The sequence below is a fragment of the Raineya sp. genome (genome assembly GCF_053497555.1).
On record NZ_JBRCWE010000016.1, the window covers coordinates 29,685 to 49,666 of the forward strand.

Annotated in this window: 15 protein-coding genes and 1 tRNA gene; 12 read left to right on the plus strand and 4 right to left on the minus strand. The window is 38.8% G+C overall.

The genetic code is table 11. From position 1 onward, the window contains the following. Nucleotides 1–111: 111 nt before the first annotated feature. The 5 genes from ACWITO_RS01785 (at nt 112) to ACWITO_RS01805 (ending at nt 4,206) form a co-directional block, all read left to right on the plus strand. Complete coding sequence (locus ACWITO_RS01785) at nt 112–1,245, plus strand: DUF4856 domain-containing protein (protein WP_448528300.1); 1,134 nt, start codon at nt 112–114, stop codon at nt 1,243–1,245. Between the two features lie 70 nt (nt 1,246–1,315). Further along, nucleotides 1,316–2,410: an imelysin family protein gene (locus tag ACWITO_RS01790; RefSeq protein WP_448528301.1), complete on the plus strand. Its 1,095-nt coding sequence runs from the start codon at nt 1,316–1,318 to the stop codon at nt 2,408–2,410. Nucleotides 2,411–2,453: 43 nt separating this feature from the next. Next, entirely contained in the window at nt 2,454–2,774 is a 321-nt protein-coding gene (locus ACWITO_RS01795; protein WP_448528302.1) for a nucleotidyltransferase family protein, read from the plus strand. Continuing rightward, a complete protein-coding gene (locus ACWITO_RS01800) occupies nt 2,771–2,929 on the plus strand; it encodes a HepT-like ribonuclease domain-containing protein (RefSeq protein ID WP_101358457.1) in 159 nt (52 codons plus the stop codon). Before ACWITO_RS01795 ends, ACWITO_RS01800 begins: the two co-directional genes overlap by 4 nt. Then, nucleotides 2,926–4,206 (plus strand): HTTM domain-containing protein, encoded by a 1,281-nt coding sequence (locus tag ACWITO_RS01805; RefSeq protein ID WP_448528303.1) that lies wholly within the window; start codon nt 2,926–2,928, stop codon nt 4,204–4,206. Before ACWITO_RS01800 ends, ACWITO_RS01805 begins: the two co-directional genes overlap by 4 nt. A gap of 216 nt (nt 4,207–4,422) precedes the next feature. On the opposite strand, the gene ACWITO_RS01810 is transcribed toward ACWITO_RS01805, so the two are convergent. Beyond that, nucleotides 4,423–6,849 (minus strand): hypothetical protein, encoded by a 2,427-nt coding sequence (locus ACWITO_RS01810; protein WP_448528304.1) that lies wholly within the window; start codon nt 6,847–6,849, stop codon nt 4,423–4,425. Between the two features lie 228 nt (nt 6,850–7,077). Here ACWITO_RS01810 and ACWITO_RS01815 point away from each other — a divergent pair, with 228 nt between their 5' ends. The 3 genes from ACWITO_RS01815 to trhO all read left to right on the plus strand — a co-directional run bounded on the left by ACWITO_RS01815 (nt 7,078) and on the right by trhO (nt 13,607). Continuing rightward, complete coding sequence (locus tag ACWITO_RS01815) at nt 7,078–9,465, plus strand: TonB-dependent receptor domain-containing protein (protein ID WP_448528305.1); 2,388 nt, start codon at nt 7,078–7,080, stop codon at nt 9,463–9,465. A gap of 94 nt (nt 9,466–9,559) precedes the next feature. Continuing rightward, nucleotides 9,560–12,490: a DEAD/DEAH box helicase gene (locus ACWITO_RS01820; protein ID WP_448528306.1), complete on the plus strand. Its 2,931-nt coding sequence runs from the start codon at nt 9,560–9,562 to the stop codon at nt 12,488–12,490. A gap of 124 nt (nt 12,491–12,614) precedes the next feature. Beyond that, nucleotides 12,615–13,607 carry an oxygen-dependent tRNA uridine(34) hydroxylase TrhO gene (gene trhO / locus ACWITO_RS01825; RefSeq protein ID WP_448528307.1) on the plus strand — a complete coding sequence of 331 codons (993 nt, stop codon included), beginning with the start codon at nt 12,615–12,617 and terminating at the stop codon, nt 13,605–13,607. Nucleotides 13,608–13,610: 3 nt separating this feature from the next. On the opposite strand, the gene ACWITO_RS01830 is transcribed toward trhO, so the two are convergent. Next, nucleotides 13,611–14,372, minus strand: coding sequence for an SDR family oxidoreductase (locus tag ACWITO_RS01830; RefSeq protein ID WP_448528308.1), 762 nt, complete (start codon nt 14,370–14,372; stop codon nt 13,611–13,613). 154 nt (nt 14,373–14,526) lie between these two features. Here ACWITO_RS01830 and ACWITO_RS01835 point away from each other — a divergent pair, with 154 nt between their 5' ends. Continuing rightward, entirely contained in the window at nt 14,527–16,050 is a 1,524-nt protein-coding gene (locus tag ACWITO_RS01835; RefSeq protein WP_448528309.1) for a GH3 auxin-responsive promoter family protein, read from the plus strand. Here the strand turns inward: ACWITO_RS01835 and ACWITO_RS01840 are convergent. After that, on the minus strand, nt 16,047–17,024 hold the full coding sequence (locus tag ACWITO_RS01840; protein ID WP_448528310.1) for an SDR family oxidoreductase: 978 nt from the start codon (nt 17,022–17,024) through the stop codon (nt 16,047–16,049). The genes ACWITO_RS01835 and ACWITO_RS01840 overlap by 4 nt on opposite strands. A gap of 125 nt (nt 17,025–17,149) precedes the next feature. Here ACWITO_RS01840 and ACWITO_RS01845 point away from each other — a divergent pair. After that, nucleotides 17,150–17,222, plus strand: a tRNA-Met gene (locus tag ACWITO_RS01845). A gap of 189 nt (nt 17,223–17,411) precedes the next feature. Then, complete coding sequence (locus tag ACWITO_RS01850; protein WP_448528311.1) at nt 17,412–17,708, plus strand: hypothetical protein; 297 nt, start codon at nt 17,412–17,414, stop codon at nt 17,706–17,708. Between the two features lie 36 nt (nt 17,709–17,744). Here ACWITO_RS01850 and ACWITO_RS01855 read toward each other — a convergent pair whose 3' ends face one another. After that, a complete protein-coding gene (locus tag ACWITO_RS01855) occupies nt 17,745–18,953 on the minus strand; it encodes an acetyl-CoA C-acetyltransferase (RefSeq protein ID WP_448528312.1) in 1,209 nt (402 codons plus the stop codon). A 212-nt stretch (nt 18,954–19,165) separates the two neighbouring features. Between ACWITO_RS01855 and ACWITO_RS01860 the strand changes: the two genes are divergently transcribed. Further along, nucleotides 19,166–19,897: a type III pantothenate kinase gene (locus ACWITO_RS01860; RefSeq protein ID WP_448528313.1), complete on the plus strand. Its 732-nt coding sequence runs from the start codon at nt 19,166–19,168 to the stop codon at nt 19,895–19,897. Nucleotides 19,898–19,982: the final 85 nt, after the last annotated feature.

The following is a 19,982-nucleotide window of genomic DNA, read 5'->3' on the forward strand; positions in this document are numbered from 1 at the left end:
AATTGAGTGTTTTTTTTCATTTTTTTATTAAAATTATTTGGATTTAGTCTAAATAAGTTTTTACTTTGGGGCAAATATTCTAATTCAATTCAAACCCTAAAAAATTCAGTTATGATACGAATAACCTATCTTTTCGCCTTTGCTCTGCTTGTTTGGGCTTCTTGCAAGAAAAAAGAAAGCCCCCGCCCCGATTTGGTAATTCCAAGCACTTATGACGGGGTAAATTTTGACGCAAACAGCTCTGTACAAACCAACATTCTCAATCAGCTTGCTACGCTTACCCAAGAAGCCCAAAAAGGGCGTAACCCTTCGGTTACGGTGAGCAAAACGGCTTTGGATAATCTTTTTGTTGCAGGAAATCCTAGTTTGGCAAATATTATCACAAGTTATTACAAAGGACGATTGGAAGGCACAGGCGGTTGGTTTGATGAACTCGCCAAAGCCAGCGGACAAGGTTCTTATACCCCTGCACCTCCTACAGGACAAGGAGGCGTACTCGGCGGTTATCTTTTTGATGAAAACGGCTTGGAAATTGAACAGCTCATCGAAAAAGGACAATTCGGAGCTACCCTCTACAAACACGCCCTTGACCTTATCAATGCAGGCAATTTCACCGAAGCCACTGCCGACCAACTGGTAGCTATTTTCGGTGCAACACCTAATTTTTCAAATTCAGGTTCAAACAACGTACCCGCTAACGTAAGAGATAGATTTGCCGCTAATTACGCCGCTCGTCGTAGCGACATCAACGATAATAACAGCCTTTATGTGCAAATCAAAAAGCAATTTATCAAATTGCAAGCGGCTATTAAGGCAGGAACTGCTTACAACAAAGAAAGAGATGATGCTATCGCTGAAATTAAACTGCTTTGGGAAAAAGCCATTGCCGCAACAGCTATCAATTATTGCCACAGCGTAATAGCAACATTAAGCCAAACCAACCCCACCGATGCCCAAAAAGGCTCTGCTTTACACGCTCTCGGCGAAGCTATTGGTTTCATTCACGGATTTCGGACTATTCCCCAAAATCACAAGAAAATCACCGATGCACAAATAGATGAAATTCTTACCCTTTTCAATGCCCCCTACAACGCTACCCCTACTTGCTATTTGTTCGTAACCGATGCCGTAAATCAATTGCCTAAATTACAACAGGCTATCAGCAAATTACAAAACATTTACGGCTTCACAAATGCCGAAATTGAAAGTTTCAAAAATAATTGGGTAGCTCTGCAAGGGCGTTAAATATATCTTTCCCCTCTCTTTTTTCAGGAAAGAGAGGGTATTTTTTCTTGAATTTCAAAATTTTCGTAAAATGAAAAAATTTCTCTGTATAGTACTATTCGCAACACTTGCCTTCGCCTGCAAGAAAAAAAGCTCTGAACCTTCTGACCGCTTTGATAGAACAAAAATGCTTGAAAATTTCGCTCAAAACCTTATCAAACCTGCTTTTCAAGAATTGCAAAATCAGGTAAATATACTTAAAACCGCTACGGATAACTTCGTTCAAAATACTACATTACAAAATTTGCAAACCTTGCAATTAGCCTGGGAAAATGCCTACACTACTTGGCAATATGCGAATGCCTACAATTTCGGTCCCGCAGGCGAGCAAGGGCTTCGCAAGGGATTGATAGAGGAAATCGGTACTTTTCCTGTTTCCGTAACTAAAATTGAAAATTTTATTGCCAACAATAACGCTAATTTCAATGATTTCAATCGTGATGCTCGGGGCTTTTTAGCAGTAGAATATCTTATTTTTGACCTCAATGGCAATAATGCCGACATTTTAAGCAATTTCAGTTCTGCTAATCGTAAAAGTTTTTTGGTAGGTGTGGTAAATAACATCAAAACGCGTGTTGATGAAGTAGTTTCTGCGTGGAACGGAAGCTATTACAACGAATTTATCAGCAATGCAGGCACAGACGTAGGTAGCAGTACTTCACAACTTTACAATGAATTTATTAAAAGTTTTGAAAGCATTAAAAATTACAAAGTTGGCTTGCCTTTGGGAAAGCGTCCTGGGCAAACCCAAACCGAACCTACACGCGTAGAAGCGTATTATTCGGGTAAAACGCTCAAAATGATAGGCGAGCATTTGAAAGCTATTGAAAATATTTGGTACGGCAAAGATAAAAACGGCAACGACGGCATTGGTTTCAAAGAATATTTAGAAAGTGTAGAAGGTGGAACTACCCTAATTACCTCTACCGAAGCTCAATGGGCTATCGTAATGAATACCTACAACAGTATTCCTCAAATCCCTCGCATTTCCGAACAAATTACCTCTAACCCTACACCTTTTGACAAATTACACACCGAATTGCAAAAACACACACGTTTTTTCAAAAGTGATATGAGTTCGCTTTTAGGAATTGCCATTACATACAGCAGTGGCGATGGAGATTGATACACAAAAAGATTTTTTGTGTAAATTTGAGGAAAAATAATTTATGAAATTACTTGAAAAACACCAAAAAGAAATAGAGCAAATTTGTCAAAGGCTCAATGTAAAAGAATTATCTGTTTTTGGGTCAGTTCTTTCAAACAAATTCAATGAAAATAGCGATATAGACTTTATAGTCGCTTTTTATGACGAAGACCCTATCCTTTATGCGGAAAATTATTTTTCCTTGAAATTTACGTTAGAGGATATTTTTCAAAGACCTATCGACCTTTTAGAGGCTAAAACTATTAAAAATGAAATATTTAGAGAAATACTCAATCGGACAAAGAAATTAGTGTATGCAGGAAAACATAAAAGTATGGCTTGAAGACATTAAGAGGGCAAATTATAGCTACTCGCAATAGGATTATACACGGCTATGATACGGTTTCCTGTGATATTATTTGGCTAATAATAACTAAATATCTACCCATTCTTACCCAAGAAATAGAACAAATTATGCAAGAATTAAACAAACAATGAAAAAGTTTGTTCATCATCTTTCAGCCCCTATTCCTGCTTATCCATTAGGGGTTTTTCGTTTGGCATTTGGGCTATTGCTGGTTTTCGGAACGGTACGTTTTATGGCTTTGGGCTGGATAGAAGACCATTACACCGAACCGATGTTTCATTTCAAATACTGGGGTTTTGAATGGGTAGAACCTTTGCCTCGTTTTTGGCTCTATGTGGTGCATTTTGCAATGATACTCGCCGCTTTGGGGGTAGCTTTCGCTACTCGTATTTGGTACAGAATTTCAGCTATTGCCCTTTTTCTAACTTTCACCTACACCGAACTAATTGACCTAACGTACTATCTCAATCATTATTATTTTGTAAGTTTAGTTTGTCTTTTACTTTGTATCATACCCTCACCTCCACCTGTGCTGAAAAGAGGTTATTTTGTACCTCGTTGGGTAATAGGTATTTTCAAATTGCAAATTACAATTGTTTATGTATATGCAGGACTTGCCAAAATCAATTACGATTGGCTCATCAATGCTCTACCGCTTAAAATTTGGCTTCCTGCAAGCGACAAACTGCCCATTATAGGTGAAATTTTTACTTGGAAAATCACTCCTTATGTTTTTTCTTGGGCAGGAATGATTTACGATTGTACCATTCCGTTTTTTTTGATGTGGCGAAAAACACGAATTTGGGCGTATCTTGCTGTTATTGTGTTTCATACGCTTGTGGGGCTGTTGTTTCAGATTGGTGTTTTCCCCCTTGTAATGATTGGTGGAACACTAATTTTTTTTGAGTTTGAAAAAAATCCTTTAACCTCTCCTATGATTGCAGAAGCAAGACAATATTCTATACGCCAAACTTTAACAATGATTTTTTTGGGAGTATTTTTTATCTTTCAGTTTCTATTTCCTTGGCGGTATTTGCTATACGAAGGAAATTTGTTTTGGACAGAGGAGGGCTATCGGTTTTCTTGGCGTGTGATGCTTATGGAAAAAGCAGGAACGGCTACTTTTTACGTGAAAGATACTTGCACAGGCAGAGAGGGTGCAGTAGATAATAGTGAATTTCTCAACGCTCATCAGGAAAAACAAATGGCTATGCAACCCGATATGATTTTACAATTTGCTCATTTTTTAGGCAAATACTACCAACAAAAAGGCATTTGCAAGCCCCAAGTAAGAGCAGAAGTGTATGTTACGCTTAACGGACACCCCAGCCGTTTGCTCATTGACCCCCACATAGATTTAATGAAAGAAAAAGATACCTTCGCCCCCAAAAAGTGGATTTTGCGATAAAAATTTCCCACAGCCGTTTGGTAAAAAGCCATCATTTTTTAGTCCCAATTTTCGTCCTCAAACACACTATCAATAAGCAAGTTATCTTCTGTAGCGGATTTTTAGCACTACACTTGGTACGAAGAGCCGTACTTCAATTATATGAAAAAAAGTCATACGAAGTGCTGAACCTGCGATTATGCCCAATCGCTGTTAGTACCAGTTGTTCTTATCTTGTCATTTCTTTAAAAATTCATATTCGTAAACTTTGGGTTCTATTTTTTCGGCAAGTTGTTTGAGTTTTTCTCTCAAGTCGCCAATTAGGTTCATATAAGTTTCGTCTGAACTTTTATGATTCATTTTCCCTGCTTCGTTTCTGCCTTGAAAATGTTCTTTTATATCGTAAAGTGAAGCATTTACATTACAATTGGGCTGTTTATGGTAATATTTCCAAAGCTCAAGCCCTGCGTCAAAGACTGCTTGGGCTTCGGCTGAAAAAACAAGTGGCGTTGTCCTTTGGGTTTGGTCGCCAAACAAATTTCCGTTATTGTCGGTTTTCAGTTTGCCGTTTATGAACTGGCTCATAAAATTACTATCAAACTTTTCTCGGGCATTAACTTCTTGTTCCGTGAAGGGTATCCAGTGATTTGTGCCTTCTTTTGATGAAATACGATTTTGCCCGTGAAATAGCGTAAAAGCTAAACAATCGCTTTGAAATTCGGTATCGGTTTGCCAGCCATCGTTTGGATAGAGGAATTGGTCGCGGTCGTTGAGCCAAGTTTGAGCAACACAACGTCTAACCGCATAATAAATTGAAGCCTGAATTAAATTTTGTGAGCTTATCCAAATGCCCCTTGGATTTGCCATTTGTTCCTTCTTGTTGAGAATGTAAACAATGCCATTTTGTTGAAAGTCATTCCCGTTAGTTCCTACTAAAAAACCAATAAAGTCTGTTTTTACTTTGTATTTGGAAATCCATTTGTTTATAAAGTCGCTCTTTTCTGTAACAGAAAAGGTCTTTTGACCAATTAAATTACCTGCTTCATCATATACATCGGATTGTGTTTCTTCAAATGGGCTATTAACAGAAGTATTCCAAATTTTGAAGCCAATAGGGAAGTTGCCTTTAACGTTGTCAAAAGTGTAAGCTGGAACAACAAATGATTTAACTAACTCGGCTTTAAAGAAGTCACGGAACTCTGAAAATGCAGACCCTTGCAACGCTTTCAATTTAGAAAACTCTCCAATTATACAACCATTTAATTCGTCAAATAACCTTGCTAAAAAGAGAATAAAAATTTCTCTACCTGCTGTGCCAATTTTTTTTGAATACTTGTCGTGGGCTTTAGATTTATTTACACCTGCTTTCCCTTTAACGCCAACACTTGAAACTTCCGCATAAGGCGGATTGATATATACCACTAATTTTTTCCTTTTTTCGGGGTCGGAAATAATTTTAAAGAGGCTATCGGGCATTTTACCGCCTTCGGATTGGGGCAAGAAATCATCATTCAAAAAATCAAATTGAAAAACGTGGTCGTGCAGCAGGTTTGCACCGTTGTTGATGCGGTCGTGCATTACTTCTACGTCTTGTTTATCAAGGGTTGAAGCCCAAATGTTGTACTTATTGGTAAGCCCCGCCAGCAAATTGCCTGTTCCTGCGGCACAATCCCACACATAATATTCGTCTTGCCAGTCTTCGCCCAATACATCAGTCAAATATTTTTGAGAAAGCTCTACCCAAATTTGAGGGGTAAAGAAACTACCTTTTCGCTCTCTCACATCTTGCGGAACAAGCAAATCACGCCTTGCAACAATATAATCCCAGTAATCTTCTTTTGGGGGTCGGTGGTATTTATTCCAAAATTGCGTATGAGCAACTTGTTTATCTTTGAATTCGGTTCTTTTACTGCTAAACATTCCCGCCTCATCAATCTTTCGGTCAAGCTCATAGTGATCTTTATTGAGTAAAACGAAAAGTTTATCTTTCAAAGTAACATTTTCTTGGGAAAGCAAGTCAGCAAGGTAAAAATCGCCATCAATAATTCCATTTTTTTTAGCAACTTCCCAATTAACAGCAATGGTAGGCTTTACGGCTTGCAACCATTTGTTGTAAATGACCATAAAATTGTTTTTATCAATTTTGATTTTGGTCAAGCCAAATTTACCAACAACAAAGTTGTTTTTAATGAATTTTTTTAGCTCTCGGTCATCATTTAGGAAGCTAAAAAGTAAGGCTTTCGTATCAATTACTGATTTTACTTTTTCATAAACGAACTTAAACTCTTTAGTATCATAGTTGGAAGGAGTTACATTCCAGTTGAAATCGTTGATGTAAAAAACTTCGTGAATATCATTATAGGGGATAAAGGCAATTTTTTCGGCATCAAATGCTCCTAAAAATGTAGGAGGCAAGTGTTTATCAAAAGTTCTTGCCTTACCAATGGTAAGTATAAGTTGTACGATAGATTTGTAAATATCAGAAACACCTTTTTTAGCTTCTGCCCAAAGCAGAGATTCCCGTTCAAAAAGTTCTTTTTGGCTTTGGAGCATACTTACACAAAAATCTACATTACCAATAATTCGAGTGCAATCATAAAGCCAAAAGTAATCCTGTGCTACTTTATTTTTGAGTTCTTCTTCTCGTATATTCGGATACTTCATTTTTTGCTTATTTTTATCTGTTAAGGTGTCGTTTTACAATTATTACTAACTCATAACATACGCAATTCTACGTGCTTTTTTTCAAATTTCCAAGAAAATGTAGCCCTCGTAGTATATTCGTTTTCTACAAAAAAATAAATTTTTTACATTGTTTAGATTTTGTCTAAATAAATTTTGTAATTTTGCCTCGCTTTTGATTTTGCGGCTATGAAACAGCTTTTTTATACAATGTTACTTTTACCCTTGATAACTTGGGGGCAGACTTTCAATATTTCGGGTAAAATCGCTTTAAGGCAATCCCGAGAGCCAATCGCTATGGGGATAGTGGCTTTGCAGGGTACAAAATTTCAAAGCCAAGTACAAGCCAATGGAAATTTCACCCTGACTGCCGTTCCACAGGGAAAATATGTACTAATTGCCTTTGCCGAAAATGCTAAAACTTACTTTCAGGAAATAGAACTAAACAGCGATTTATTTCTAAACATTGTTTTAGAAAACCTTGAAAATGAAATTGAAGCCATTACCATACAAGCCGAAAAGGAACGCCTTTTGGGGCTTACCCGCTTACAAAATGTAGAAAATTTTGGTATTTACGAAGGGAAAAAAAGTGAAGTCGTTGATGTTGAAAACCTTACAGCCAACTTTGCCACAAACAATGCCCGACAAATTTTCTCTCGTATCACAGGGCTGAACATCTGGGAAAGCGACCAAGCAGGCTTGCAGTTAGGCATCGGCGGCAGAGGCTTGAACCCGAATCGCACTTCCAATTTCAATGTTCGGCAAAATGGTTATGATATTTCTGCCGATGCTTTGGGCTACCCTGAATCTTATTACACGCCTCCCGTGGAGGCTTTGGAACGCATAGAAATTGTACGAGGAGCGGCTTCTTTGCAATATGGCACGCAATTTGGCGGAATGTTGAATTTCAAGTTTAAGCGAGGCAGTGAGAAAAAAATAGAACTCACAAGCCGTCAGTCGGTGGGTTCTTGGGGCTTTTGGAGTGCTTTTAATAGTGCAGGCGGAACAATCGGCAAACTAAACTATTATGCGTATTACCTCTACAAAACAGGCAAAGGCTACCGACCCAATTCCGCTTTCAATTATCATAACTTTTACACTTCTTTGGAATATGCTTTTTCCAAAAAATTTTCAGCTACGTGGCAATTTACTAAAATGCAATATTTAGCCCAGCAACCGGGCGGACTTACCGACAAGAATTTTGAAGAAAACCCACGACAATCATTGAGAGAAAGGAACTGGTTTTGTGTAGATTGGAACCTGCTTGCTCTACTTTTTACGTACAAACTCAACGATAATAGCCAAATCAATATTCGTAATTTTGGCTTGCTTGCTCAAAGGCTTGCTTTGGGTAATTTGGAACGTGCCAACGTGGCTGATTTTGGCAAAGAAAGAACCCTAATTGCAGGAAAATTCCAAAATTTTGGCTCCGAAATAAGGTTTTTACATCATTACAAAGTTTCCAACCAAAAACATACAATTTTACTCGGTGCAAGAATCTACCAAGGCAATAGTACCGCCCAACAAGGTTTCGGCACAAACAGCTCTGATGCTAATTTTACTTTTCTTAATCCTGATGACGTAGAAGATTCTAACTATCGTTTTCCTAATACGAATTATTCCTTTTTTGCTGAAAATATCTTTCAAATCAATGATAAATGGAGCATTACCCCGGGTATTCGCTACGAAAATATTCAAACCTTCGCCGAAGGTTACTACAAGCGTTATGTAAAAGACGGAGCAGGCAATATCATTGTACAAGACAAAATTTCTGAAAATTTAGCACGCAAACGCGGTTTTGTGTTTGCGGGCGTGGGCGTAAGCTATAAAATGAAGCCCCAAACAGAATTGTATGCCAATTTCTCTCAAAACTACCGAGCCATTAACTTTACCGATTTGCGTATCAATAACCCTAATTTACGCATTGATGCCAATATTCAAGACGAAAAGGGCTTTACTGCCGATTTAGGCTTGCGAAGCAAAGCTCACCATTTATTTAATTACGAAATTACGCTATTTCTGCTGAAATACAACGGCAAAATTGGTCAGGTTTTGCGTACCGATACCATCTTATTCAACGATTATCGCTTTCGTACCAATGTTTCCGATGCCCGCAACATAGGGATAGAGGCTTTCGGAGAAATTTCACTTTTACCACTTTTGGGCAAAGAAAATTCTGCGTGGAAATGGGCAGTATTTGCCAATTTTGCACTCATTGATGCCCGCTACATAAGCACCCAAGAAACCGCTATCCGAAACCGAAAAGTAGAAATGGTGCCGCCTATTACTTTGCGGTGGGGAAATACGCTTCAATACAAACATTTCAGCACTACCCTACAATACGCCCACACTGCCGAGCATTTTTCTGATGCTACCAACACCCGCCGAACCGCTTCTGCCATAGAGGGTATTATTCCTGCTTATCAAGTTTTAGATTGGTCTTTTGCGTATGCTTGGAAGTTCTTTCGTGCTGAGTTTTCTATCAATAACCTTCTCAACGAAAGCTATTTTACTCGCCGAGCCGAAGGCTACCCAGGTCCGGGCATTATTCCTGCCGATGGCAGAGGGTTTTATGGAACGCTACAAATAAAATGGTAAAATTCACATAAACATAAAACAAAAATTACAAAAAACGCTTGGCTCAAACGAAAGAAAACCTTATTTTTGAAACTTACACCAAGCGTTTTTTGCTATGAAAGTAGTTACCTCACAACCTTTCCGAGTAGTTTATTCGCTTTTCAATCATCAATTTTTGGGCTATCTGATAGCCCCTTTTGTGGTGCAAATCAATAGCAAAGGGGAATTAACTTTTTCCTATCAAGCCCTTTCAGCGAAAACTGCCAAAGAGTTTCAAAAAAATATAGACGAAACCGACCTCAAAATTATCAAATTTGCCGATGCCATTCAGCCCGAATACATTGTAAGCAAATTTTACAACAAACGGATTCACCCAAACGAGTTTTTTCTGAAAGTATATGACAAAACCAAAGGCGATAAAAACCTGCAAACACTCATTGATGAATTTGTAGATAGCCGAATTGGCGAAATTCTCAAACTTATTCAAACGCACCAAAAGCCTTTTTTTGTAATGGGAACAGACGGCAATCCTGCTTGGAAAGCTATTCAGATTGCACAAAACCCTGTTTCGGTGCTGTTTCATTTTGTAAGAGATGAAAAAGAAACTCACTACTTCCCTACTTTACAATACGAAGGCAAAAAACTTACTTTTCAGTTCAAAGATGCCCGAATTTTATGCAACCAGATGGCTTGGTTGCTTTTGGAAAATACTTTGTATCATTTCAAACAAAACATTGACGGCAACAAACTGCGACCTTTCTTGCAAAAATGGTATATCAATGTTCCTCGCAATGTAGAAGAAAACTATTTTCAGAAATTCGTTTTGCCTCTGATAGCCTCTTTTGATGTTTCTGCCAAAGGGAGCGGCTTTGAAATCATTACTGAAAGTTTTGCTCCAAAGGCAATTTTGCGTATTGGCTCAGTTTGCAGAGTGGCAGAAAACAACCTGTTTGAAGCAGGAAACGAAGCCGTAGAGCAGGAAGTAGATTTTTTGTTTGAGCTATTCTTCCGATATGGCTCTTATGTATTTGCCGCCGAAAACGACCACAAACCCGCTTTTGTGAAGTTAGAAAAAAACGCAGAAGGTTATCTTTTTCGTAAAATCATCAAAAACAAAATTTTTGAACAGAACACTTTTGAGTTTCTGAAAAATAAAAATTTGGAAATCAGCAAAGGAAGGCTCTATCTGCCCCCTGAAAAGGCTTTGCAGTGGCTTGAAAAAAATGCTGAAAACTTACCCAGCGAGCAGATTATTCTGGAGCAAAACTTTGAAAGTGGGAAAAAATACTTTTTTGGTAAAAGTTTCATTTCGCTGAAAACCACTGAAAAAGCGGATTGGTTGGATTTGAAAGCTATTATTCGTTTCGGAGAGTATGAAGTTCCTTTCATAAAATTACGCCCTTACATTTTAGGAAATATCAAAGAATTTCCTTTGCCCAATGGCGAAATAGCCCTTATCCCTGATGAATGGTTTAGCCGTTATGGCGATATTTTTTACTTGGCTCAAAGCGAAAACAATGAAATCCGATTAGAAAAATACCATTTACCCATTTTGCAAGAAGCCGCCCAAAATGAAGAATTTGAGCTAAATATTCAGGAAAAACTGAAAAATCTGCTATCGCAAGAAATACAAGACTATCCCTTGCCACAAGGCTTGAAGGCAACTCTGCGAAACTATCAAAAAGCAGGTTTCAACTGGCTTTGCTTTCTATCCGAAAACCGATTGGGCGGATTTTTGGCAGATGATATGGGTTTGGGAAAAACTTTGCAAACCCTTGCCCTTCTGCAAAATGAAAAAGAAAAAGGTACTTCAAAACCTTCGCTTGTGATTATGCCCACTTCTTTGCTGTATAATTGGGAATTGGAGGCAAAAAAATTTACACCTTTTTTGCAAATAACCACCTATACAGGCTCGCAAAGAGAGCAAAAATTGCCTTTTTTACGCAAATTTGATGTAATTTTCACTTCTTACGGCGTGGTGAGAATGGATATTGAGGAACTTTCAAAAATTGCTTTCAATTATGTAATTTTAGACGAGTCGCAGGCAATCAAAAACCCACAATCGTATATTTCACAAGCTGTAACCCTACTGAAAGCCGAAAAAAGACTTTTGCTCACGGGTACGCCTGTGGAAAATAGCCTTTTGGATTTGTGGTCGCAGATGAATTTTGCTAACCCTCGTTTGCTGGGCGAGCAATCTTTTTTCAAGAAAAATTTTCTTAAACCCATTGAAAAAGAAGAAAATACAGCACAACTGGGAAAATTGCAGAAAATCATCAGTCCTTTTATTCTACGGCGTACCAAAGAGCAAGTCGCTACCGAACTACCCCCCAAAATGGAGCATATCGCCTTTTGCGAAATGAGTGCCGAACAGGCGAAAATATACGAAGAAACCAAATCTAAACACAGAAATCAAATTTTAGAGCAAATAGAAAAATTTGGGGTAGCTCAATCGCAATTTGTTATTCTCAAAGCCCTTACCGAATTGCGTCAGATTGCCAATCACCCACAGCTCATCAACAAGGATTTTCAGGGTGTTTCGGGCAAAATGGAAGATGTTACCTATAAGTTGCAAACGCTTTTATCCGAAGGTAAAAAAGTGCTTATTTTTAGTCAATTTGTGAAACATTTGGCTATTTTCCGTAAATATTTAGAAGAAAATCGTATTCGTTATGCCTATCTGGACGGAGCCACTACCAATAGGCAAGAGCAAGTCAATGATTTTCAGCAAAACCCTCATACGGCAGTGTTTCTCATTTCTCTCAAAGCAGGTGGTGTAGGGCTGAACCTTACTGCCGCCGAATATGTTTTTTTGCTGGATCCTTGGTGGAATCCTGCCGTAGAAGCCCAAGCCATTGATAGAGCCTATCGGATAGGGCAAACCAAAAATGTAATTGCCTACAAGTTTATCACACACGGCAGTGTTGAAGAAAAAATCTTGCTCTTGCAAGAACGAAAAAAAGCCCTTTCTCAAAATCTGATAAATGCCGAAGAAGGTCTTTTTAAGCAGTTTTCTGCCGAAGATATTGCCTTTATGTTGAGTTAGGAAAAAGATTGTGTTTTGATATAATTTCCCTGACAAAAATCATTTTTTCGTTTCAAAAACAAATATTAACTTTGCGAAAAATTTTACCACTCTGTTTGAAGCAGAGCTAAACGCAAGGTTATTTATGGAAAATCAAAATCTTACCCAAGGGCAAGAGTATTGGGTGCTATTGTATTATTGCTATACCCATATTGCCGACCCCGAAGCCTATCGTGAAGAGCATCATTTATTTTGCATTGAAAATGGCATTTTAGGGCGTATCATTATTGCCCACGAAGGGCTGAATGGTACGGTTTCTGGCACCAAAGAAGCCTGTCAGAAGTATATGGACTATGTTCTTTCTGATGAACGCTTCAAGAATACCGATTTTAAGATTGAAAAAGTACAAGGACATACCTTTACGAAAATTCACGTAAGGGTAAAGCCTGAAATTGTACATTCGGGCTTACGCCACATAGACCCTACCCGAAAAACAGGTATTCATCTTTCCCCCGAAGATTTCAAAAAACTCAAAAATGACCCCGATGTAGTCATTTTAGATGCCCGCTCCAATTATGAACACAAACTTGGGCATTTCAAAAATGCAATTACGCTGGATATTGAAAACTTCCGAGAGTTTCCCGAGAAGGTAAAAGAAGTCTTCCCATTGCTAAAAGGTAAAAAGATTGTTACCTACTGCACAGGAGGAATTAAATGCGAAAAAGCAAGTGCCTATCTTTTGGAACAAGGTTTTGAAAACGTTTATCAGTTGCACGGTGGCATTATTAAATATGGTTTGGAAGCAGGCGGCGAAGATTTTGAAGGCAAATGTTATGTTTTTGATAACCGAATCGCCGTGGAGGTCAATAAGGTAAATCCCAAAGTGATTTCTCATTGCTACATTTGCGGCACCGAATGTGATAGAATGATAAATTGTGCAAACCCTCATTGCAACAATCACGTTTGTATTTGCGAAAAATGTGGCTGGGACTACGAAGGTGCTTGCTCGGTAGAATGTAAAAGCCACCCCGACAAACGCCCCTACGATGGTACAGGTTACTATCAAAAAAATACCAATGGCTACAACCCCTATAAAGGTTGGAAAAGGAAATATAAAACTGCAACTACAAAAACTTGAAAATCAGGATAGTTTTCTTCTAACAATAGTTGCAGAAGCCTGTGCTGTTGGGAAAATGACCATATCGGCAATTTGTACGTGAGCAGGTGCCGAAACGGCATACCAAATGGCATCAGCAATATCTTGGGCTGTAAGTGGCTGATAGCCTTCATATACCTTTTTAGCCCTTTGAGCATCTCCTTTGAAGCGTACCAACGAAAACTCCGTTTCTACAAGTCCTGGGGCTATTTGCGTAACTCTTATGCCATATGGATTCAAATCTATACGCATACCTTTCGTAAGGCTATCTACTGCCGCCTTGGATGCACAATATACATTTCCATTAGGATAGGCTTCTTTGCCCGCAATAGAACCAATATTGATAATATGCCCCTCCTCTCGTTCTATCATTTGAGGTAAAACGCACTGCGTTACGTAAAGCAAACCTTTGAGATTTATATCAATCATTGCCTCCCAATCACTCAATTTGCCCGACTGGATAGGCTCTAATCCGTGAGCGTTTCCTGCATTATTCACCAAAATATCTATGTTTTTCCATTCATCAGGCAGGGAATTAAGGCTTTCGGCAACTTCTTTTTGCTGGCTTACATCAAAAGAGAGTGTATAAACTTTTGTAATTTTTGAAAGCTCCGCTTCAAATGCTTTCAAGCGTTCTTTTCTTCTGCCACAAATAATAACTTTCAGACCATTTTGGGCAAAAAGCCGAGCTGTAGCCTCCCCTATGCCCGAAGTTGCTCCTGTAATGAGTGCAATTTTTCCTGTCATAGCTTTTTCGTTTTAGCAAGACGCAAATAAGCAAATTTTTCAAATTGTGGCAAAGCAAAATTTGACTTTGCAAGCAAAAAACTATAATTTTGCGGTTATTATTTCAAAAATTGTTCCTGCTTTCTAAATCTGGTTTCCTGATTTTATATTTCGTATGAATGGATTAGTACGTTTGGCTTTACCACTGATAAAAAAAATCTTACATTTCCCTTATCGTCGCATTAGGCACTTTATGCAAAACGCTGCCGAGGTGCAAGAAAGGCAATTTTTTTACCTTATCAGCAAAGCCAAATCTACCGAATGGGGCAAAAAATACGACTATGCTTCTATTCGCAATGTAGAACAATTTATCAAACGAGTACCTGTATCGGCTTATGAAGAGATTGCTCCCTACATTATGCGAATGATGAAAGGCGAGCAAAATATTCTTTGGAGTACCCCTATCCATTGGTTTGCCAAATCCTCAGGAACAACCAATGCCAGAAGCAAGTTTATTCCTGTTTCCCGAGAATCGCTTGTAAAATGCCATTTTCAAGGTGGTAAAGACCTAATTGCCTTGTATTTGGAAAATAATCCTCAAACCAAATTTATGTTTGGCAAAGGTTTGGGGATAGGCGGTACTTTTCAGGAAAGTCTTGAAACCAAAGGCATTTTTTATGGTGATGTTTCGGCAGTTGTTACGCAACAACTACCTGCTTGGGCTCAAAAACTCCGAGCCCCCAGCCTTGAAGTAGCTATGCTTGCCAAGTGGGAAGAAAAAATTGAAAGAATGGCTCAAGAAACCATTGGGCAGAATATCACAAGCCTCTTGGGCGTGCCTACTTGGATGGTGGTACTTTTGCAAAGAATCTTAGAAATTACAGGTAAAAAAACAATCCACGAAGTTTGGGAAAATTTGGAAGTATTTTTCCACGGAGCAGTGGCTTTTCAGCCTTACAGAACACTTTTCAACCAAATTGCCCCCAACCTCAAATATATGGAAGTCTATAATGCTTCCGAGGGCTTTTTTGGCTTACAAGACGATTTGAGCCGCGACGATATGCTTCTGATGCTGGATTATGGCATTTTCTATGAATTTGTACCTATTGATGAATGGGATAAGCCGTTCCCCAAAACACTTACCATTTCAGAAGTAGAAGCAGATACCAACTACGCTATGGTTATTTCTACGAATGGTGGGCTTTGGCGTTATAGAATTGGTGATACTGTGAAATTCACTTCGCTCAATCCTTATCGTATCAAGATTACAGGCAGAACCAAGCACTTTATCAATGCTTTTGGCGAAGAGCTAATGGTAGAAAATGCAGATGTAGCCATTGCCAAAGCCTGCGAATACACACACGCTACCATTGTAGATTTCACTGCTTGTCCTATTTACATAGGCGATGGCACCAAAGGCGGACACGAGTGGCTCATAGAGTTCGAACAACAACCTACCGATTTAAATTTTTTTATAGAAATTTTAGATAAAACCCTCCGAGAAGTCAATTCCGATTATGATGCCAAACGCTATCAGGATATAGCTCTGCAAAAGCCTATTGTACATAGTTTGCCTGCGGGTACTTTTTATGAGTGGCTCAAACGTAAAGGCAGATTAGGCGGGCAATACAAAGTTCCACGCCTTTCTAATAGCAGAGAAATTGTTGAGGATATTCTCAAAATCGTAGCTACGGCTTAAAGATTTTCTCTAAACCATTCTGCCGTGAGTTTTAAGCCTTCTTTGGCAAAAATAGTAGGCTGATAGCCCAAAAGATTTTGGGCATCAGAAATATCGGCAAGACTATTGCGAATATCGCCTTTACGAGGCTCTGTAAATTGAGGCTCTATCTGGACAGCAAAAATTTCTCTTAGTATCTCAAAAATTTCCAGCACCGAAAGTTGCTCTCCGCAAGCAATATTATACACCCGATTTACCGCTTCTGGGTTTTCTGCAAACATTGCTCTGATATTGGCTTGTACAGCATTTTCTACAAAAGTGAAATCGCGTGTTTGCTTGCCATCGCCGTGTATGATAGGCGATTTTTGAGCTAGCAAGGCTTTCATAAAAAGTGGTATCACTGCCGCATAAGCCCCTTCGGGACTTTGATTGTAGCCAAAAACATTGAAATAACGCAAGCCTATGCTTTCCGTGCCATACACACGTGCAAATACTTCTGCATATTGCTCATTGATAGATTTGGTAAGAGCATAAGGCGAAAGTGGCTTGCCTATTTGGTGTTCTTTTTTGGGTAAAATGGGGCTATCGCCATATACAGAAGAAGAAGAGGCATATACCAAGCGTTTTACTTTGTTTTCTTTACAAGCCCAAAGAATATTTAGGAAGCCTGTAACATTGGCTTCGTGGCTTGCCAGTGGATTCTGAATACTACGAGGCACTGAACCCAAAGCGGCTTGATGAAATACATAATCAATCCCTTCGCAAGCACGCAAACACACTTCTGACGAGGCTATATCTCCCTGAATAAACTCAACATTCGGAAGGCTCAGGAAAGGTTCTATATTTTTCAGATAGCCCGTAGATAGATTATCTAAAATTCTAATTTTTTTTACTTGATTATCAAGTAGATAAGCAACAATATTAGAGCCTATAAAGCCCGCCCCACCTGTAACTAAAAAATTGTAACGACTTATATCCTGACTTTGATACTGCATAAAATTTAACTTCAAGGTCTTGCAAAGGTATATTTTTGTAATATGCTTTGCAAAAAAATAAAAATTTTTGCAAAAAAATTTGCAGAATAGATTTTTATTCGTACCTTTGCACTCGCAAATTACATCGCGGGGTAGAGCAGTTGGTAGCTCGTCGGGCTCATAACCCGAAGGTCGCAGGTTCGAGTCCTGCCTCCGCTACTAAAAACCCTTCATACGTGCAGTATGAAGGGTTTTTGCTTATACCATTCACGGAAAAGTTCACATTTAATTACCAAAGCAAAGCCGCTTTTCTTAATAAGTTATCGCTTTTCTAAAACAAAATTGCTCAAACATTAGTTATAGAGATGACTTTTATTTTTTTATGAACTTCCTAAAACTCTTATGCTTATGAAGCTACTAAATTTCAATTGTAAGGAAGTTGGCAAAGAGGATTTACACCTATTCTCTTTTACCAAGTTTGATGTGCTTACCTCGGAAGAGGAACGTAAATTACGGCAAATAAACATAGAAAAAGGCTTAAAATTGGGCAATCTGTACCAACAAAAAGTCTTTATTTACTTCCGTGATGTGAATAGCGAAAATTTCTATGTTCATACCACCATTTGGGCTATTTGCGAAGATGTTATTACCCTAAAAGGAGGCAGAATAATTCCCATTAGAGCTATTTACGAAGTAAGATTCTAAATCAAGAAGGTCGGTAGTTACCGACCTTCTTGATATTTACACTCGTTCAATAATTGTAGCGATACCCATACCACCACCTATGCAAAGTGTTGCTAAGCCTGTTTGCAGATTTCTTCGCTCCAATTCATCTAAAAGCGTACCCAAAATAATAGAGCCTGTTGCTCCAAGAGGGTGTCCCATTGCAATAGCACCACCATTTACATTTACTTTATCGTGAGCAATGCCAAGCATATCCATAAAATACAAAGGCACCACTGCAAAAGCCTCATTTACCTCATACAAGTCAATATCATTAGGTTGCATACCTTGTTTTTTAAGGAGCTTTTGCACCGCAGGCACAGGACCCGTAAGCATAATGGTAGGTTCAGAGCCAATGATAGTAAAAGCCTTTACTTTTGCCCTTGGCTTCAAGCCTGTTTTTTCACCAAATGCTTTGCTACCCAAAAGCGTAACAGAAGCCCCATCTACAATTCCTGAGCTATTTCCTGCGTGATGTAAATGTTCTATGCGTTCCACTTCGGGATAACGCAACTGAGCCAAGCCGTCCAGACCGCCCATTTGCCCCATCATTGCAAAAGAAGGTGGCAGTTTGGCAAGAGTTTCCAAAGTAGTATCAGGACGAATGGTTTCGTCTTTATCTAAAATCACAAAACCTGCTTGGTCTTTTACAGGAACAACCGATTTCTTAAAGTACCCTTCGGTTTGTGCCTTAAAGGCTCTTTGATGCGAATGAACGGCATAAGTATCTAAATCGGTGCGAGAATAGCCGTATTTAGTGGCAATCAAATCTGCTGAAATACCTTGTGGTACAATTTTATGCTTAGCAATAACGGCAGGGCTGGTAAATAAGGCTCCTCCGTCTGAGCCCATAGGTATTCTTGACATAGACTCTATCCCACCCGCAATGATAGCTTCTATCTGTCCCGACATAATGTATGCCGCCGCCATATTGATAGCCTCCAAGCCCGAAGAGCAAAACCGATTGATTTGTACACCTGCGGTAGTTTGGGCATAGCCCGCCACCAGAGCCGCCGTACGAGCAATATCTGCTCCTTGCTCACCAATAGGTGTAACACAGCCCAAAATAATATCCTCAATCAGACTTGTGTCCAACTGATTTTTTTCTCGTAATGTTTTCAGTAAGGTACTCACCAATTCCACTGGTTGAATGGTATGCAAAGCACCTTCGGCTTTGCCTTTGCCACGTGGTGTGCGAAGTGCATCATAAATATAAGCATCTGCCATAGAAGTAAATTTTAGGGTTGAAATATTTTTTGCTTGCAAAATACAACTTTATCTGTAAAAAAATGTTTTCCTTATGCAAAATCTTTTAGACAAATTCTTGATTGTTTGGAATGATATTTGCTAATTTTGAGCCAAAAAATAAGAGTTTATAGGTTGAAAGTTCAAACTTTCAAACCAAGCCTATGAACCCAAACATCAAAAGCTGACTTCCAATGAAAAACGTAGCCATAGATTTAGGAAATACACGCTCTAAAACAGCCCTTTTTGAAGACAATCGGCTCGTAGAAGGGCTGGAAACTACCGATACCGATTTGCTTTTACGAACTATTGAAAGCTACAATGCCGATAATTTTATTGTAAGTTCCGTAAGAAAAGATACTGATTTGCTTGCAGGAAAGCTACCCAAAAAGCCGCTTATTTTTGATAACAACGTACCTGTTCCTATTGAAAACTGCTACAAAAGTCCGCAAACGCTGGGAACAGATAGGCTGGCGGCGGCAATCGGAGCAAAAGCCCTTTTTCCTGATAAACCCTGCCTTGTTATTGATTTAGGGACTTGCATTACCTACGACTTTGTAACTGCCGATAACAAATTTATGGGCGGAATGATTGCCCCAGGCGTGAGAATGAGGCTCAAAGCTATGCACGAATTTACTCAAAAATTACCTCTTGTAGAATGGAAGCCTGAACAAGAAGTGCCTATCACAGCCAGCACCACCGAAGAAGCCATATTGAGCGGTGCGGTAAATGGTGTAAAAGGCGAAATCCATAGCTTGCGAGAGTATTATCAAATCCTACACCCCGACCTGCAAACTATTTTATGTGGTGGAGATAGTATTTATTTTGAAAATATCAAAAAAGCAGGTACTTTTGCAGTCCCAAAACTTGTACTTTACGGACTAAACCAAATTTTGATGTATAATCTGCCTCTGGCAAGTAATTAGTTCGTTTAACGTGAGTTGCAAGATTAAAAATTTGATTATCAAGTTTTTATTTTTAATAACTTAAACCACCCCTTGTTCCCCTCCT

Excerpts from the sequence above, each read along its gene's own strand:
- ACWITO_RS01785 (WP_448528300.1), top strand. The coding sequence starts at position 112 with ATGATACGAATAACCTATCTTTTCGCCTTTGCTCTGCTTGTTTGGGCT.
- ACWITO_RS01790 (WP_448528301.1), top strand. The coding sequence starts at position 1,316 with ATGAAAAAATTTCTCTGTATAGTACTATTCGCAACACTTGCCTTCGCC.
- ACWITO_RS01795 (WP_448528302.1), top strand. The coding sequence starts at position 2,454 with ATGAAATTACTTGAAAAACACCAAAAAGAAATAGAGCAAATTTGTCAA.
- ACWITO_RS01805 (WP_448528303.1), top strand. The coding sequence starts at position 2,926 with ATGAAAAAGTTTGTTCATCATCTTTCAGCCCCTATTCCTGCTTATCCA.
- ACWITO_RS01810 (WP_448528304.1), bottom strand. The coding sequence starts at position 6,849 with ATGAAGTATCCGAATATACGAGAAGAAGAACTCAAAAATAAAGTAGCA.
- ACWITO_RS01815 (WP_448528305.1), top strand. The coding sequence starts at position 7,078 with ATGTTACTTTTACCCTTGATAACTTGGGGGCAGACTTTCAATATTTCG.
- ACWITO_RS01820 (WP_448528306.1), top strand. The coding sequence starts at position 9,560 with ATGAAAGTAGTTACCTCACAACCTTTCCGAGTAGTTTATTCGCTTTTC.
- trhO (WP_448528307.1), top strand. The coding sequence starts at position 12,615 with ATGGAAAATCAAAATCTTACCCAAGGGCAAGAGTATTGGGTGCTATTG.
- ACWITO_RS01830 (WP_448528308.1), bottom strand. The coding sequence starts at position 14,372 with ATGACAGGAAAAATTGCACTCATTACAGGAGCAACTTCGGGCATAGGG.
- ACWITO_RS01835 (WP_448528309.1), top strand. The coding sequence starts at position 14,527 with ATGAATGGATTAGTACGTTTGGCTTTACCACTGATAAAAAAAATCTTA.
- ACWITO_RS01840 (WP_448528310.1), bottom strand. The coding sequence starts at position 17,024 with ATGCAGTATCAAAGTCAGGATATAAGTCGTTACAATTTTTTAGTTACA.
- ACWITO_RS01850 (WP_448528311.1), top strand. The coding sequence starts at position 17,412 with ATGAAGCTACTAAATTTCAATTGTAAGGAAGTTGGCAAAGAGGATTTA.
- ACWITO_RS01855 (WP_448528312.1), bottom strand. The coding sequence starts at position 18,953 with ATGGCAGATGCTTATATTTATGATGCACTTCGCACACCACGTGGCAAA.
- ACWITO_RS01860 (WP_448528313.1), top strand. The coding sequence starts at position 19,166 with ATGAAAAACGTAGCCATAGATTTAGGAAATACACGCTCTAAAACAGCC.